At 59.2% G+C, this 16,449-nt stretch carries 14 protein-coding genes; 6 read left to right on the top strand and 8 right to left on the bottom strand.

The genetic code is table 11. The features are described 5' to 3' along the window. Positions 1-9: 9 nt before the first annotated feature. Positions 10-1,158, top strand: coding sequence for an efflux RND transporter periplasmic adaptor subunit (locus HMPREF3143_RS08755; RefSeq protein WP_070532690.1), 1,149 nt, complete (start codon positions 10-12; stop codon positions 1,156-1,158). Beyond that, positions 1,155-4,232 (top strand): efflux RND transporter permease subunit, encoded by a 3,078-nt coding sequence (locus HMPREF3143_RS08750; protein ID WP_070532686.1) that lies wholly within the window; start codon positions 1,155-1,157, stop codon positions 4,230-4,232. The genes HMPREF3143_RS08755 and HMPREF3143_RS08750 overlap by 4 nt, the downstream gene beginning before the upstream one ends. An 18-nt stretch (positions 4,233-4,250) precedes the next feature. Here HMPREF3143_RS08750 and HMPREF3143_RS08745 read toward each other — a convergent pair whose 3' ends face one another. Then, on the bottom strand, positions 4,251-5,018 hold the full coding sequence (locus HMPREF3143_RS08745) for an arylamine N-acetyltransferase family protein (protein ID WP_070532683.1): 768 nt from the start codon (positions 5,016-5,018) through the stop codon (positions 4,251-4,253). A 96-nt stretch (positions 5,019-5,114) separates the two neighbouring features. Here HMPREF3143_RS08745 and HMPREF3143_RS08740 point away from each other — a divergent pair, with 96 nt between their 5' ends. Next, complete coding sequence (locus HMPREF3143_RS08740; RefSeq protein WP_070532679.1) at positions 5,115-6,560, top strand: aminotransferase-like domain-containing protein; 1,446 nt, start codon at positions 5,115-5,117, stop codon at positions 6,558-6,560. On the opposite strand, the gene HMPREF3143_RS08735 is transcribed toward HMPREF3143_RS08740, so the two are convergent. Then, complete coding sequence (locus tag HMPREF3143_RS08735; protein ID WP_023292599.1) at positions 6,532-7,416, bottom strand: LysR family transcriptional regulator; 885 nt, start codon at positions 7,414-7,416, stop codon at positions 6,532-6,534. The two genes, HMPREF3143_RS08740 and HMPREF3143_RS08735, sit on opposite strands and share 29 nt — an antisense overlap. A gap of 134 nt (positions 7,417-7,550) precedes the next feature. Here HMPREF3143_RS08735 and HMPREF3143_RS08730 point away from each other — a divergent pair, with 134 nt between their 5' ends. Next, on the top strand, positions 7,551-8,531 hold the full coding sequence (locus HMPREF3143_RS08730) for an NAD(P)H-dependent flavin oxidoreductase (protein WP_070532677.1): 981 nt from the start codon (positions 7,551-7,553) through the stop codon (positions 8,529-8,531). 66 nt (positions 8,532-8,597) lie between these two features. Here the strand turns inward: HMPREF3143_RS08730 and HMPREF3143_RS08725 are convergent, their stop codons facing one another. Continuing rightward, positions 8,598-9,044, bottom strand: a complete 447-nt coding sequence (locus HMPREF3143_RS08725) for a hypothetical protein (RefSeq protein ID WP_070532673.1) — start codon at positions 9,042-9,044, stop codon at positions 8,598-8,600. A gap of 75 nt (positions 9,045-9,119) precedes the next feature. After that, positions 9,120-10,175: an SDR family oxidoreductase gene (locus tag HMPREF3143_RS08720; protein WP_025911506.1), complete on the bottom strand. Its 1,056-nt coding sequence runs from the start codon at positions 10,173-10,175 to the stop codon at positions 9,120-9,122. Between the two features lie 97 nt (positions 10,176-10,272). On the opposite strand from HMPREF3143_RS08720, the gene HMPREF3143_RS08715 reads away from it, so the two are divergent. Next, complete coding sequence (locus HMPREF3143_RS08715) at positions 10,273-11,169, top strand: LysR family transcriptional regulator (RefSeq protein ID WP_070532670.1); 897 nt, start codon at positions 10,273-10,275, stop codon at positions 11,167-11,169. A gap of 7 nt (positions 11,170-11,176) precedes the next feature. Here HMPREF3143_RS08715 and umuC read toward each other — a convergent pair whose 3' ends face one another. From umuC to HMPREF3143_RS08700, 3 genes are all read right to left on the bottom strand, one after another. Beyond that, positions 11,177-12,439 (bottom strand): translesion error-prone DNA polymerase V subunit UmuC, encoded by a 1,263-nt coding sequence (gene umuC, locus HMPREF3143_RS08710; protein ID WP_008500531.1) that lies wholly within the window; start codon positions 12,437-12,439, stop codon positions 11,177-11,179. After that, entirely contained in the window at positions 12,423-12,857 is a 435-nt protein-coding gene (umuD, locus tag HMPREF3143_RS08705; protein WP_049121959.1) for a translesion error-prone DNA polymerase V autoproteolytic subunit, read from the bottom strand. The genes umuC and umuD overlap by 17 nt, the downstream gene beginning before the upstream one ends. Before the next feature lie 159 nt (positions 12,858-13,016). After that, positions 13,017-13,883, bottom strand: coding sequence for an aldo/keto reductase family oxidoreductase (locus tag HMPREF3143_RS08700; RefSeq protein ID WP_021241164.1), 867 nt, complete (start codon positions 13,881-13,883; stop codon positions 13,017-13,019). A 143-nt stretch (positions 13,884-14,026) separates the two neighbouring features. Between HMPREF3143_RS08700 and HMPREF3143_RS08695 the strand changes: the two genes are divergently transcribed. Beyond that, on the top strand, positions 14,027-15,688 hold the full coding sequence (locus HMPREF3143_RS08695) for a methyl-accepting chemotaxis citrate transducer (protein WP_070532668.1): 1,662 nt from the start codon (positions 14,027-14,029) through the stop codon (positions 15,686-15,688). Positions 15,689-15,715: 27 nt separating this feature from the next. Here HMPREF3143_RS08695 and smrA read toward each other — a convergent pair whose 3' ends face one another. After that, positions 15,716-16,279, bottom strand: a complete 564-nt coding sequence (gene smrA / locus HMPREF3143_RS08690; RefSeq protein WP_032651637.1) for a DNA endonuclease SmrA — start codon at positions 16,277-16,279, stop codon at positions 15,716-15,718. Positions 16,280-16,449: the final 170 nt, after the last annotated feature.

Genomic DNA, 16,449 nt, shown 5'->3' with positions numbered 1-16,449 from the left:
AGCGGCGTTATGTCAGACGAATTTTTTCTCTCCCTCCGCCACTGCCTGCATCATTTGTACGGCGTGGCGCGCACCCTTTCCTGGCTGCATTTTCTTCCCCTGGCCCTGCTTGCGCTGGCGATTTTTCCGCTGGCCGGCTGCGGTGATAAACACGAAAACAAACCTGACCCAGTGCGTAAGGTACGCTACGTCGTCGTTGGCTCCGCCCAATCCCTTCCCGCGCTGGAAAGAACCGGTGAGATCCATGCCCACGATGAAACGACCCTGAGCTTTCGCACCGGAGGCCGGATACTGACGCGTAGCGTTGATATTGGCGACCGGGTCACTGCCGGACAGCTGCTGGCCACGCTTGATAATACGACCGGGCAAAACCAGCTGGACAGCGCCGCGGCCGACTATGAAGGCGCCAAAGCCTCAGCCCAGGTCGCCGCGCTTAACGTCAGTCGCATGCAAAAGCTCATGCCAACGGGTGCGATAGCCCGCACGCAGCTCGACAGCGCCCGGGCTGACTGGCTTGTCGCCCGCGCGCGCTTAAAAAGCAGCGAGGCCGCATGGCGTAACGCGCGGGAAAGCCTGGGCTGGACGCGACTTATCGCTCCACAAGCGGGCGTCATCACGGCCGTGAGCGCCTCTGCGGGACAGGTTGTCAGCGACGGCCAGTCCGTGCTGACGCTGGCGACCGGGGAAGCCCGCGACGTGGCGTTTGATATTGCCGCGCCCGATGCGATCCCGCCTCTGGATAAGGCGGTTTTGCAGGTTTCCCTGCTCGGCGACCCGTCGGTGCAGGCGTCTGCCCTGCTGCGGGATATCACCCCGCAGGCCGATCCTCAGACCCGCACGTGGCGCGTCAGAGCCACCCTGCAAAACCCGCCGGAGGCCATGGCGCTGGGCGCCAGCGTCACCGTGACGTTGCCCTCCGCCGCCCCGCACGGGTACGCGCTTCCCGCGTCGGCGCTGACCCGAGCCGGCGACAAACCGGCGGTTTTCGTGATTACCCCGCAGTCGCGGGCGCAGCTGCGCGTGGTGGTGCCCGTCGGCTATACGGCCACCTCCGTCATGATTGCCTCCGGCCTTGAGCCCGGCGACAGGGTGATTACGGCGGGCGTGAGCACATTACGACCCGGCGAGCCGGTGATGGCCGGAGAGGGTCAGCTATGAACACAGGATCGGAAGCCCAATTTAACCTCTCCGCCTGGGCGCTGAAGAACCAGCAGATGGTCAGCTTTTTCATGCTGCTGGTGATTGCGATGGGCGTGTTCTGCTATGAGAAGCTGCCGCGTAACGAAGATCCGGCATTCACCATTAAAACGGCCGTCGTCTCCGCACAGTGGCCGGGAGCCTCCGTGACGGATACCACCCGCCTGCTGACCGATACGCTTGAAAAAAAGCTGCAGGAAACGCCCTGGCTGGACTATCTCGAAAGTGAAACCCGTGCCGGACGCACCGTTATCCACGTCAACCTCCGTGACGATACGCCCCCGCAACGCGTGCCCGATATCTGGTATCAGGTTCGCAAAAAAATGCAGGACATCGCGCCGTCCCTGCCCGAAGGGGTGCAGGGTCCTGCCGTGGATGACGAGTTTGACGACACGTTCGGCACAATTTACGCCTTTATTCCCGAAGGCTTCACGTTGCGGGAGGTGCGGGATCGCGCAGAGACAATACGGCGCGAACTCATGTCCCTGCCGGATATGGGCAAAACCACCCTGCTGGGCGAACAGCAGGAGCAGTGGGTTCTCGCCTTTTCTCCGGCGCGCCTGGCCGGGATGGGGCTGGATATTCAGGACGTTGCCGACGCCCTCCGGGCGCAAAACGCCGTTGTCCCGGCAGGAACGATGCGTACCGGGCAGGAGAACATGGCGATAAAGGTCAGCGGGGCGCTCACCACCGAAGAGAGTTTGCGCGCCGTCACGCTGCACGTTAACAATCGCTATATTCCGCTGACCGACATTGCCACCGTCACCCGGGAAATCGCTGAGCCACCGGCCCCGGCCTACCGGGTGAACGGCAAACCGGCTATCGGTCTGGCGGTGTCGATGGCACCGACAGGCAACATGCTGCGTTTCGGTGCTGCGCTGAACGCAAAAATGGCGGCCCTCAGCGCCGGGCTGCCGCACGGTATTGAGATGGTGAAAGTCGCCGATCAGTCAGCGGTGGTGAGTGAAGCGGTAAGCGGGTTTATCCGGGTACTTATCGAAGCCGTTGTTATCGTGCTGGCGGTTTCATTTGTCTCGCTGGGTTTGCGGGCCGGACTGGTGGTGGCGACGGCCATTCCGCTGGTGCTTGCCATGACGTTTGTCGGCATGATGCTCGCCGGCATCGGCCTTCAGCGTATCTCGCTCGGGGCGCTGATCATTGCCCTGGGCCTGCTGGTGGATGACGCCATGATCGCCGTCGAAACGATGGTCTCCCGACTGGAAGCTGGGGATTCCCGTCGACTCGCGGCCACCTATGCATTCAAAACGACGGCCTTCCCGATGCTCACCGGTACTCTGGTCATGATTGCCGGTTTTATTCCCGTTGGTTTTGCGGCCTCCAGCGCCGGCGAATACTGCTTCTCTCTGTTTGCGGTGGTGCTCATCGCCCTGCTCTGCTCCTGGGCCGTCGCGATCCTGTTTTCGCCGCTAACGGGCACGTGGCTGCTGCCGGAAAAAGTCAGACATCACGCGGCAGGACCGGGAAGGATCGCGCGCGGGTATGGACGGCTTTTACGCCTGGCGCTCCGCCACCGTCTCGCTACCGTACTGATTGCGCTTGCCGCGCTGGGGCTGTCAGCGTACGGCACGACGTTTATGCAGGGCGAGTTTTTCCCCGCCTCGGACCGGCCCGAGTTGCTGGTCAGCCTGACGCTTCCGGCCAACGCGTCGCAGCCGGAAACGCTCAGAGAGGTGGAAAAGCTGGAAAAAGCGCTGGCCGACAACAGCAATATCGATCGCTTTTCGACGTACGTTGGCTCAGGCGCCATCCGTTTTTACCTGCCGATGGACGTGCTGCTGGAAAATGAAAATATCGCCCAGTTGGTTGTGGTCGCGAAGGATCTTGCGGCGCGGGATCGTCTGCACGCACAGCTCAACACGATCCTGGCGACGCAATTTAGCGACATCATCACGCGCGTGTCGCCCCTTGAGCTGGGGCCTCCCGTCGGCTGGCCCATCAAATACCGGGTGAGCGGGCCGGATTATCTGCAGGTCCGGGCGCTTGCGAACCGTCTCACGGACGCGATTGGCCGCTCCCCGTTCTCACGCGACGTTAACCAGACGGCCGGAGAGCCGGAGAGGGTCATCACCCTTAAGGTGAATCAGACGGCGGCCAGAGCGGCGGGAATATCGTCAGAAAGCCTCGCCCGCACGCTGAATACCGTCTGGTCCGGCAGCGTTGTCACGTCCATCAGAGATAATGACCGCCTTGTCGACGTGGTGCTCAGGGCCGAGGACAGCGCGCGCCAGAGCACCGCCACCCTCTCCTCACTCACGATTCAGGGGAATGACGGTAAAAAAATTCCGCTCAGCGCCGTCGCAACGCCGGTCTGGGGCGTGGACGATCCGGTCATCTGGCGCCGCCAGCGCGTGCCCTTTATCACGGTGCAAACCGACCTCGCCCCGGGGCTGAGGGCTGAAGCGGTATCCGCCGCGCTGCGTCCGGCGGTCGATAAACTGCGCGCGAGCCTGCCCGCAGGTTACAGCATTGAAGAAGGCGGCGCGGTTGCCGAATCGGATAAGGGGAACAGCTCCGTCTTTACCGTTCTTCCGGTGACGCTGGTCATCATGCTGATGCTGCTGATGCTTCAGCTGCGGCGATATTCCCGGATGCTGCTGGCGCTCCTGATGGCCCCGTTTGGTTTACCGGGGATCGTGCTGGCTATGCTGCCTGGCGGCACGCCGATGGGGTTTGTTGCGCTGCTGGGCGTCATCGCCCTGGCGGGGATGATCGTGCGTAACGCGGTAATATTGATTAGCGAGGTTGACAGCAATCTTGCTCAGGGGATGGCAAACGATGCCGCGATTATGGCAGCGGCGGAGCACCGGGCCAGACCCATCTGCCTGACCGCCTGTGCCGCCATTCTGGGGATGATCCCCATCTCTCACCAGGTTTTCTGGGGTCCAATGGCCTATGCCATTATCGGCGGGCTGCTGGCTGCGACGCTGGTGACGCTGACCGTGTTACCCGCGTCGTTTAGCCTGCTGTTACAGTGGGGGGCTCAGCGCAAAGCCGCAGCCGACGGGCCGGGCTGAGTCCCCATCTTTCTCCGATTACGCGGCGGTGAGCGCAAAACGGTCTTTCAGGACATGGCGGATGTTCTCCTCCGCCAGCTGCCGCGTTTCAGTGCCGTTCGCCGTGATGGTTTTCAGCATATCGCCCAGCAAAATCTGGCGTCCTTCCGGGCTGTGCACCACCACCACCCGCTTCTGCACAAAGATCGCATCCGGGTGCGTGGAGTTCAGGTAGTTGGCCGGGACGAAATCAATCCACTCCTGAGGCGTGAGATCGAAGCCGTATTGTCGGGCCCATTCGCCTTCCACCTTCGCCTCGAGCAGATACTCGCCCTCCGCGCTGCGGCTCAGGCGAAACGTGTCGAAATCCTGGGTGATTTCCACGTCAAGCGTGTCCAGCGCCATTGGCGCGCGGATGCCGTAGCTGCCGAAGCCGAGATCGCAAAGCCACTGGCGGCTCTCCACCTCGGCGATGAGCGCCATATGGGTTTTTGGCCGTCGCGCGGGGTAGAACATCGGGCGCGCCGCCACAAAACGGTAAGGTATCCCTAACGCTTCCAGCGCCATGGCAAAAAGCCCGTTCACCTCATAGCAGTCCCCGCCGCGCCCTTTCTTTAGCACCTTCTCGGCAATGTCGTCTGGTGCCAGCGAGACAATTTTCCCCGCCTGCACGTCCAGATTTTCAAAGGGAACGGAAAAGATCTGATGACGCATCAGCGCATGCAGGGTGGACGTATCGGCCGCCGCCGGTCCGGTGTAGTTTATGCGTTTGAAATACGAGGAAATGTCGAAATTATCGCTGTGCATAATGCCTCCTTGTCCTGAACATGCCGGTCACTATAGATGGCGCACATCATTGGCTGTATAGTCAGTTTTATCGAAAATTAGCCTGAACAGATACCCATGTCTGCCCCCTCCCCACACTATCGCCGGATTGCTGAGCGTCTGCGCCTCACGCTCTCTTCAGGCGCATTGCGAATCGGTGACCGGATGATCTCCGCGCGTAAACTGGCCGAACGCGAGCACGTGAGCCTTCCGACGGCGCTGGAGGCCCTTCGCTGCCTTGAGGCTGAAGGGCTGATCGTTGCGCGACCGCGTTCAGGTTATTACATCCGCCAGATCAGCCTCCCTCCGCGCGCGGAGCCCGCGCGTTCCACGCCGGGCCCGGTGCCCGTGACTATGTCCGCCGTGGCCCGGTCGCTGTTCAGCAGTGCAGAAGCCCGGCTGATCCCGCTGGGCGCCGCCCTGCCCGATCCCGCGTGGCTGCCCGGGGAGGCGCTACAGCGGGCGTTACACTCCGTGGGCCGTCGTCTGGACGCGCATGGGCAGAGCTACAGCCTGCCGCCGGGAAGGCGTGATTTACGAAGCAAGATTGCGGCGCGTGCTGCGCAGTGGGGAGCCCGCTTCGGCGCGGACGATCTGATTATTACCGCAGGCGCGACGCAGGCGCTGCGCCTGGCCCTGCGGGCCGTGTGTCAGCCAGGTGATGTGGTGGCGGTGGAGCAGCCCGCCTACTTTGGCACGCTCCTGCTGCTGGAGGATTTAGGCCTGAAGGCGTTAGAAATCCCCACCGATCCTGCTGAAGGTCTGTTACTGGAACCGCTGGCTGACGCCATCCGCTGCCACCGTCCCGCGGCCGTCCTGGCCTCGCCCACCGTGCAAAACCCATTGGGTGCCAGCATGCCCGTCGCGCGCAAGCAGGAACTGGTTGCTCTGCTTGAAGAAGCCGGTATTCCTCTGATTGAGGACGACGTTTACGGTGACCTGGTCGGTGACGGGCAACGTCCTCCGGCCTGCAAAGCCTTCGACCAGAACGGGAATGTGATTTACTGCAGCTCCCTGTCTAAAACGCTTGCACCGGGGTGGCGAATCGGCTGGATTGCCGCCGGACGCTATTACCCGCAGGTCTTGCAGGCCCGCATGGCCGGAGACTGGGCCGGCGCGCCGCTGCTGGAAGCCGCGACGAGCGAGATGCTGGCAAGCGGCGACTACGACCGTCACCTGCGGCGGCTAAAGCGGCGGATCGCAGAGGGAATAGACGCCGTCGTGGCGCGGGTCGAGGCCAGTTTTCCCCCCGGTACCCGCGTAAACGTCCCCGCAGCTGGCTTTCTGCTGTGGGTCGAACTTCCTCCGCAGGTCAACGCGCTGGAGGTGCATCGCCGCGCGCTGGCGAGGGGTATTGGCGTCAGCCCCGGCCCCCTGTTTTCCCCTGGCGCAGAACTCACGCACTTTCTGCGGCTAAACTGTGCAAACGAACCGACGCCCCGCCTGCTCAATGCAGTGGAGCAGATTGGTGCGCTATGCCATGAGCTGGCCGCTTTCACACCAGACTCTCCAGCCATTCGGTAAATACCCGTACCTTGCGGGAGAGATGACGATGTGGGTAGAGCAGTGACAGTTTGCGGTCCGGCGAACGATATTCAGGCAGGACCTCAACCAGCAGGCCGCGGTCAATGTAAGGCTGGAGAAAGAGATTCATTCCCTGCATTACCCCCAGCCCGGCCAGGCCTGCCGCGATGTAGGCCTCGGAATTATCCACCACGAGCTTACCGGGTAGCGCGATCTCCGCAACGCCCTCTGGCGTGGTAAACGTCCACGGCTGAACGTGCCTGCTGCTGTTGTTAATCCAGTTAATCGCCTGATGCTTGCGTAAATCCTCCAGCGTTTCTGGCGTACCGTGTTCAGCCAGCCAGGCCGGGCTGGCGCAGGTCGTGATTTTAATGTTCCCGATTTTACGCGCGATATAGTCGCCGTCGTCCAGCTCGCCCACCCGCAGCACGCAGTCCAGACCGTCCCGCAGCATATCCCGACGGCGGTCAGAGCTGCTCAGGATGATGTCGATATCAGGATGCTGACGATAAAAATCAGGCAGGTTGGGTATCACCCGCAGCGCCGCAAAAGAGATGGGCATATCCACACGCAGCTGGCCGTGTATCGGTCGATCGGCGCCAAACGACTCCAGTAATTCGTCCGCCTGCGCCAGCAGGGGTTTACTGCGGCGATAAAAGGCTTCCCCATCCGGCGTCAGGCTAATCCGACGCGTGGTGCGCTGCAGGAGCCGCGTGCCGCTGTGTTGTTCCAGAAGCTGCAGCGCTTTGGTCACTGCCGGTCGATGGACCTGCAGATTCTCTGCCGCCTGGGTAAGGCTCCCCGAGTCGACAATTTCAATAAAAATCCGAATAGATTCAAAGAGGTTTATTTGCATAAGGGATGTCTTGCCGCGAGCGGGAGAAAATGATTGTTATTGATTTTATAACAGTGATGAATCTTTCTGGCTATTTTTCCTAACAATCTTCCTCTCTACACTCTCCCTCATTCAAACGTAAGGGAGAGTCTGCTATGAAAAATAACCGTATCTGTCAGATCCTGGGTATCGAAAAGCCCGTTATTCAGGGACCGTTATCCTGGCTTACTGATGCCCGTTTAGTGGCCGCGGTCAGCAATGCCGGAGGACTCGGCGTGCTGGGCCCCAACGCCGGTTTAACTGCCGATACCGCGGTCTCCACGCCGGAAGAGACCGCCGAAAAAATGCGGGAAGAAATTCGGAAAACCAAACGGCTGACCGAAAAACCCTTCGGCGTGAACCTGATCCCCACCGCCGTTAATGACGTCTGGACCGGGCCAATTCTTAAGGTGGTAAAAGAGGAAGGCGTCAGGGCCGTGGTGTATACGGGCTATGGGGAAGGCAGCATTATTCCCGCGCTGTTTAGTGACTTAAAAGAGGCAGGTATCGCCATTATCTACCGCGACATCAATCCCACGCCGGAAAATACCCTTCTGGCTGAAGAAATGGGGGCAGACATCATCGTCGCCACCGGTTTTGATGAGGGTGGGACGTTACCCGCGACGGCGCTGGGTACCTTTTCCATCGTGCCGCTGATTGCCGACGCCGTGAAGCACGTCCCGGTGATGGCGGCGGGCGGTATTACCGATCGCCGCACCGCCAGAGCGGCGCATGCATTGGGGGCAGAAGGCGTGTTTGCCGGCTCGGTGTTTATCAGTACCGAAGAAAGCCGCGTGCCGCAGGGGGTCAAAGAGAAAATTGTTGCCGCCAACGGCCTGGACCTGCTGCTTTTCCGCACCGTCCCCCACTACTATCGTTCTCTCCCCGGCAAGCTGGCGGAAAAACTGGCGGCGATGGATAAAGCTGGCGCAAGCAACGAAGCGCTGGGCAAGGCGATGGGCGGATTACGGGGCCTGCGCCTGGGCATGCTGGAAAATAATACCGATGAAGGGTATATCGCGCTCGGCACGGGGATTGGGAATATCCGCAGCGTGAGAAGCGTGGCCGAGGTTGTCGATGCGTTAACGGTTGAGTAAGCCCTTAACCCTGATGCTATGGGCGCTGCACAGGAGCAGCGTCCGCAAACCGTCTGCGGTTCTTTTTCATAGATTGAGGATTGCGCGTTCTTTAACCACAGCGTCAGGATTGGCACGTTTTACCGCTACCAGAAAAGCCGTGAAGTTATGATTCCAGAGGGTGAGATTGTTATAAAACTGCACCTGCTTTTCATTTGCACCATCACGGTAAATAACAATCCAGACCCGTCTGCTGTTTATCTCTGTATTCCCCGGTCTGATTTTAATGATGTTAGCCAGCGCAATTTTACGGGTGGCGTTGTTTTTAACTTCATATAAAAACTGGTCATCATAAAACCAGGTTTTACCTGCATTTCCGCCAAATATTGAGGGACTGGCAGAGATCTTTTTCATCCCGTTACGGTCTGAAATGATACGTTTTGCCTGGCGAATGCGTCTGACCAAAAAGCTTAACAGAATGAGAAGCGCAATGAGGGGCAGAGCGACTGATATCATTTTTAGACTTTCGTGCATATCCCTGCCCCACAATACATTCATTTTAACGCGTGAGTATAACGCGCCGATCGTTGATGACAACAACCCTTACGGTCAGGGAATAATCCGCGCGGCTCTCAACTGCGCGAACAGGTGGAAAAACATCTCATCCGTCGCCTGCATTTGCGTAAAGCCCGCCCTGCGCAGCTTGCTCCCGTCACCAAACATGTCGTAGTCCCAGCTAAAGACAAAATCGGCAAACCGCCCGTCGCTCAGCTGCAGAATATCCGCTTCCACCAGCCGCTCTCCGGCAAGCTCGCGCCATACGCCGCGATAGTCCGTAAACAGCTGATGAAATGACAGCCTCACCGGCGGTGCAGAGTCCAGGTCAAACCAGCGTGCGATGCGCGGCCAGAGCTCGCTCCAGCGCCAGATATCACCATTATTCACGTTGAACGCCTGATTCTGTGCCGCAGGTGACGCGGCGGCCCACAGAGTGGCGTCGGCCAGCAGCCCGGCGTCTGTATGGTCAACGATACTGTGCCAGGTCTGTTCCGAACCGGGAAAACGCAACGGTAAACCCAGCGCCTTGCACAGGGAGGCGTACAGGGCAATGCTCAGCGCAAGGTTCATGGCATTGCCCGGTACCGCACTCCCTACCACGCCCGGCCTGATGGCATTCCAGTGCCAGCGCTTTCCCCGCTGAAACTGGCTGAGCCACGCAAGCTGCGCGGCGTTAAATTCGGCACCCGGTACGCCGGGATCGCTTTCGCGCGCCGGGGTTTTAAACGGCCCCAGATGCGCGCCGTAGACCTTGTACCCCTGCATCAGGCTTACCGTCTGCAAAGGTGCCGTTTTTTCGAGGATGCTGACCAGATTACGCAGCATGGTGACGTTCGGCTCAACCATGTCTTCCCAGTTCGCCGCGTTCGCCCAGGCGCTGTAAAAGAGATGGGTGGCACCGTCCAGGGAGCGCAGCGCCCGGGCGCTGTCCTTTTCATCCAGTAAATCGATCTTGACCATCGGAATGCCGTCAGGATGCGACCCGGCATGGCGGCTAAGGCCGATCACCTGCCACTGATGGTGCAGGAGCGTGTTGACCATCTGTCTGCCGACAATGCCGCTGGCGCCCGCGACCAGGGCGACGTTGTGTTGCTGCCTATTATTCATGGTATTTCTCCGGAAAGGGTGACAGACGCAGTGTGATATATTATTTTTTCTGGAGATATCCCATGAAACCGATGGCACTTATAAGCAAAATCATTAAATGAATAATAAGCTCAATGCCATTTCTACTTTTCTGCGCGTCGCTGAAGCGGGCTCGTTTTCAGCGGCTGCCCGTCAGACCGGTATTAAGCAGTCCGCCGTCAGTCAACAGATCGCGGCGCTTGAGGAATCGCTGGGTGTGGTACTGCTGCACCGTACGACGCGTACGATGAAGCTGACCGAACAAGGGGAACGCTACCGGCGTGATATGCAGCTCGTGCTGGACGCCATGGGGGAAGCGGAGAGGCGTTTACATCCTGTCGATCATAGCGTTCAGGGACGCGTCCATGTCCAGTTGCCGAGCGGCCTGGGGCAGATCATTTTGCCGCATCTGCTGGCGCTACAGCGCCTGCATCCCGAACTGCAGCTGATGCTTTCCCTGGATGACCGCCTTGCCGATCTGGTGGCGGAGGGCGTGGATGTCGCGATACGGCTGAGCAGCGAGCCTCCGCAGGCGCACGCGGCTCGCGTGCTGGGGCGTATTGAAGCTGCACTGTTTGCCGCTCCCGGTTTTCAGGCGGTACACGCGGTCAGCGAACTGGCGACGCTCCCACACGTGCGGTTCAGCGGCATTCCGCTGGATGCCCCCCTGCGCCTGATTTCTGACGAGGAAACGGTCGAGGTCAACGTGAATACCGTTTTCCGTGCCAACACCAGCGACGCGCTGCTGCAGGCGCTGGAATCCGGCATGGGTATCGGCGGCATGCAGCGACCGCTCGTGGCCAGGGCTCTGCAGGCGGGCAAGCTGGTACCGGTGCTGCCCGACTGGCGGTTACCCGATCGCTTCCTCTATGCCGTTTATCCTGATGCCCGCTTTATTCCGCAGCGCGTCAGAAAGGTCGTCAGCGTGATTGAGCAATTACTGCCTGAGATCGCGACCCACAACGCCACAAAATAACCGCCTTTTACCTCGCCACCGGTAAATCCGCGTACCGCGTCGTATAGGCCGGTGACAACATCTCTCGCTTCATGGCCCACGGTTTCTCAATCCCCTGCCCGGCGAACCATATCTTCCCTTTGCCGGAGTGATTGACGCTGTCGATCATCTCCATCAGCGCCGCGCTGTTGGCGCGCAGGCGATTGTCGTCAAACAGATTAAGCTGAGCGACACCGCTGCTGAAAAAGTCCGCCAGCATGACCCCAGCCTTCATATAGCGATACCCGTCGAGCCATATCCGCCCCAGCGCCTCCGTGGCGGCACGGATGATATCCCGCGAGTCATTGGTGGGCGTCATCAGGGTGACCGAAGCCTGATTACCGTAATAAATTTCGTTGTCCGCATGCGGGCTGGTGCGCACAAACACGCTGATAAAACGACAGTATTGATGCTCGCCGCGCAGTTTCTCTGCGGCGCGTTCCGCGTAGGCGCAAATCGCCTGGTGCATCTCTTCATATTGCGTAATGCGATGACCAAACGAACGGCTACAGATGATTTGCTGCTTCGTGGGGGTGTACTCTTCAAGGTCTAGACAGGGCTCGCCGCGAAGCTCGCGCGCCGTACGCTCCAGCACCACGTTAAAATGTTTGCGAATGACCCACGAGGAGGCCTCCGCCAGCTCCAGCGCCGTGGTAATCCCCATCGCGTTCAGTTTTTTCGTGATGCGCCGCCCTACGCCCCATACCTCCTCTACCGGAACCTTTGCCAGCAGTTTACGCTGCCGCTCGCGGCCCGACAGATCGACCACGCCGCCGGTACTGGCCCACCGTTTCGCCGCATAATTGGCCAGCTTTGCCAGCGTTTTTGTCGGGGCAATGCCGACGCCAACGGTTAAACCCGTGTTTTTAAAGACCTGCGTGCGCATCTGGTGTCCGAACGCGTCCAGCGACATGCAGTTACCGATCCCTGAAACGTTCACGAACGCCTCGTCAATCGAGTAAATTTCTATGGCCGGAGCCAGATCCGTCAGCGTCTGCATCACCCGACTGCTGAGGTCGGCATACAGCGCATAGTTCGAACTGAAGACGTAAACCCTCGCCGGAAAAAGCTTCTCTTTGAATTTAAAATAGGGCTCACCCATTTTTATGCCGAACTGCTTTGCCTCCCGCGAGAGTGAAATGATGCAGCCGTCGTTGTTGGACACCACCACGATGGGCTTCCCCTCCAGATCGGGGCGGAATACCTTCTCGCAGGAGGCATAGAAGCTGTTCACATCAACCAGCGCGAACATGTTTATGCGTTTTAAGCGTGTGGGTGACGACGCCGAAGATCTGCAGTTCCTCTTCGGAATGAAAGGTAATCGGCTGATAGCGGGCGTTATGTGGCAACAGCCTCAGCACCGGGCGCGTCTGTAGCTCTTTCACCGTAAACTCACCGGCGACCGACGCCACGACGATATCCCCATGTTCGGCATTTAACGAGCGGTCAACCACCAGCAGATCGCCGTCGCCAATCCCCGCGCCAATCATGGAGTCTCCACTCACCTTGATAAAATAGGTCGCACTGGGGTGCCTCACTGCCAGCCGGTTAAGATCGAGACGATCCTCCACATAATCCTGCGCCGGGCTGGGAAACCCACAGGCAACACGTTCTAAAAACAAAGGTAGTTCAATGATTTGTTTTGGTTGATAAGAAAAGAGAGTGTCCATGATGCCTTTCTCGCCATATACTGTATATAAATACAGTATTACGGATTATGGTCAGGGATCAAGGTCATTTCCGGAAGCGAACCCAAACGCGTTGAAGTGTCAGAAGATTTAAAACGCGCAAAGCCCGGAAGCACATGTCGGGCTTTGCGCCTGTGACGATCAGTCCATCAGCGTATTCAATGTTTCCAGCGCGTCAGGCGGCAGCTGCAGTTCCCCCGCCGCGAGGTTTTGCCGCAGATGCGCCACGGAAGAGGTGCCCGGGATCAGCAGGATATTCGGAGAACGCTGCAGCAGCCATGCCAGCGCAACCTGCATTGCCGTGACGCCCAGTGAATCCGCGACAGCCTTCAGCCCGGACGATTGCAGCGGCGTAAAGCCGCCCAGTGGGAAGAACGGCACATACGCAATCCCCTGCTGCGCGAGCAGATCCACCAGCGCATCATCACCCCGGTTCACAATGTTGTACATGTTCTGCACGCACACCACCTGCACCATCTTCTGCGCTTCCGCGACCTGGGTGGCCGTGACGTTGCTCAAACCAATATGCCGCACCAGCCCCTGCTGCTGTAATTCTGCCAGGGTGGAGAGCGGTTCAGCAATCGACCCTTCCGCTGGCCCGTGCGCGCTAAACATGATCCGCAGATTCACCACGTCCAGCACGTCCAGCTGCAGATTACGCAGGTTGTCATGCACCGCCTGCGTCAGCTCCTGCGCGGAAAAGGCCGGCAGCCAGGCACCTTTGTCGTTGCGACGGGCGCCAATCTTGGTGACGATCGTCAGATCGTCCCGGTAAGGATGAAGCGCCTCGCGGATCAGCTGGTTGGTGACATGAGGGCCATAAAAATCACTGGTATCAATGTGGTTCACCCCCGCCGCCACGGCCTCGCGTAACACGTCCAGCGCGGCCTGCTTATCCTTCGGCGGCCCAAAGACGCCCGGCCCGGCCAGCTGCATCGCGCCATAGCCCAGCCGTTTCACCGTCCGCGTCCCGAGCGCGTATGTCCCGCTTTTATCAATGCTGCTCATGTTGACCTTCCTCATAAAAATGATCCGGATTTACAACAGGTTCCCAAAAGGGCCCCTTAGTTAAGCGCGAGTTAATTAAAGTTTACATTCTCTACGACGATAGTAATGAAGTAACCCTGCATCTTCTCTAACGGACGACCGCTATGCTGAAAAATCTGCACGTGATTACCGGTATTATCTTTGCCCTCACCATATTCTGCCTGCTGCAAGTTGTCACGGGAGGGTTGTTCTACTCTGCCGTCAGTAACGATCGCCATAACTTCCAGAACTCCGGCGTGCTCAATGCCCAGCAGGAAAGCCTGAGCGACAGCGTGAACACGCTGGTGAAAACGCGCGTCACCGTCACCCGCGTGGCGATCCGCTACCTGAAAAACCAGCGTGACCCGGCTTCCCTGGCGGCGATCAATAAACTGCTGGGCACCGCAGGCGACTCGCTGGCAAAAGCCGAAGCCTATAACAAAGAGTGGCAGAAACTGCCGCAGGTTAAGGGCCAGGAGGCGGCATTGACCGACGAGATGCAGAAATCCTGGAACCAGATGCACGAAGTCATGCGTTTATCGATTGAGTATCTGCGCGCCGACAACTATCAGGCCTATGGCGATCTGGACGCCCAGCAGGCGCAGGACGATATGGAAGCGGTTTATAACCGCTGGCGCGCCGAAAACAACACCCTGCTGAAGGCCGCAACCGAAGAGAATCAGAGCAGCTTCACGCAGATGCAGTGGACGCTGGCGGCAATTCTGCTGGCCGTTATCGCGGTTCTGGTGGTCATCTGGCAGGGTTTACAGCACCTGCTGTTAAAACCACTCCACTCCATTATGGACCATATTCGCGCCATTGCAGGAGGCGACCTGACGCAGGAGATCGCTATCTCGGGCCGCAATGAGATGGGTCAGCTGGCCGCGGGCCTGCATGAGATGCAGCAGTCGCTGGTGACCACCGTCAGCGCCGTACGCGGAAGTACCGATTCCATCTACACCGGCGCAGGCGAAATTGCCGCAGGAAGCAACGATCTTTCCGCCCGCACCGAGCAGCAGGCCGCCTCGCTCGAGGAGACCGCCGCCAGCATGGAAGAGCTGACCGCGACGGTTAAACAGAACTCCGATAACGCCCGTCAGGCCACGCTGCTGGCGAAAAACGCCTCTGAAACGGCCGCGCGCGGCGGTCACGTCGTGGATAACGTGGTTCGCACCATGAACGAGATCGCCGACAGTTCGCAGCAAATTGCGCATATTACCGGCGTGATTGACAGCATCGCGTTCCAGACGAACATTCTGGCGCTTAACGCCGCGGTGGAAGCGGCACGCGCCGGGGAACAGGGACGTGGTTTTGCGGTTGTCGCAGGCGAGGTCCGGACCCTGGCGAGCCGCAGCGCGCAGGCGGCGAAAGAGATCAAAGGGCTTATCGAGAACTCCGTCAGCCGGGTGAATACCGGTTCTGAGCAGGTTAGCGAGGCAGGCACCACCATGAAGGAGATCGTCGCCGCCGTGACCCGCGTGACCGATATCATGGGCGAGATTTCCTCTGCCTCTGACGAGCAGAGCCGCGGCATTGAGCAGGTGAGCCTGGCCGTTTCGCAGATGGACAGCGTGACGCAGCAAAACGCCGCGCTGGTGCAGGAGTCCGCCACGGCGGCAGCGGCGCTGGAAGATCAGTCCGAACAGCTGCGCCAGGCGGTGGCCGCGTTTCGTCTGAACGGCAAAGAAAAAGCGGTAGCTCCACGTCCGGCCAGCGTGAAAACGACTCAGCTGTTGCGCCCGGCAACCGCAAACGCCGCCACCGACAGCAACTGGGAAACCTTCTGAATCACCGGCGGGCGAGGAGATCGCCCGCTAGCGGCTGCGCTTGGCGTGCCGCTCCCAGTTCTCCTGTTTTGCTTCATCGGATTTACGCAGTGAAACGTAGCATGCCCCGCTGCCGCCGTGATGCGGCAGCGCCACGCAGAAGGCCTGCACTTCCTCGAACTCGGTTAACCAGCGCGCCAGATAGCTGCGCACCACATTAGGATGCGAGTTCTGCTCGCGCCCTTTTCCGTGAATGATAATCAGATTGCGTAACCCGTCACGTCCGGCCTGGCGAATAAAAGAATAGAGCATCTGACGGCAGCGTTCGGCGGGCTGACGCAGGAGGTTTAAGCTGGCCTGGCGGGCATATTTACCCGAGCGCAGCTTCTCGATAACGCCCTGCTGCACCCCTTCGCGCTGGAACGCCAGCGGTTCTTCCAGGGGAAGAAGGTCAAGAAAATCCAGCGTCAGGAAGTTATCCAGCTGTTCACAATCCACCTCCTGGCGCGCCCGCGTATTGCGGCTGGGCTGCCAGTGAATATCCGGGCCACGCTTCAGCGGCTGGACATCTTCCATGGCGTCAAGAAAAAAGGATTTGTCGTCAGGGTTCATGGATATCCTCCGGCTACAACTGAGGACGGTACTATACCTGTGCCCGAGACAGGCCTCAATCACCGTTACAGGCCGTCGTGCGCAACAAATATTAACCTGATGAATATATATAGTATTTATAAAATGGATTTAAATACAACTTAACTAAAATTTCAGCAAAGATGAAATAA

The organism is Enterobacter sp. HMSC16D10 (genome assembly GCF_001807145.1).
Classification (GTDB): domain Bacteria; phylum Pseudomonadota; class Gammaproteobacteria; order Enterobacterales; family Enterobacteriaceae; genus Enterobacter; species Enterobacter roggenkampii.
The sequence above is the reverse complement of the archived record's forward strand: the minus strand, read 5'-3'. Positions and strand labels throughout refer to the sequence as shown.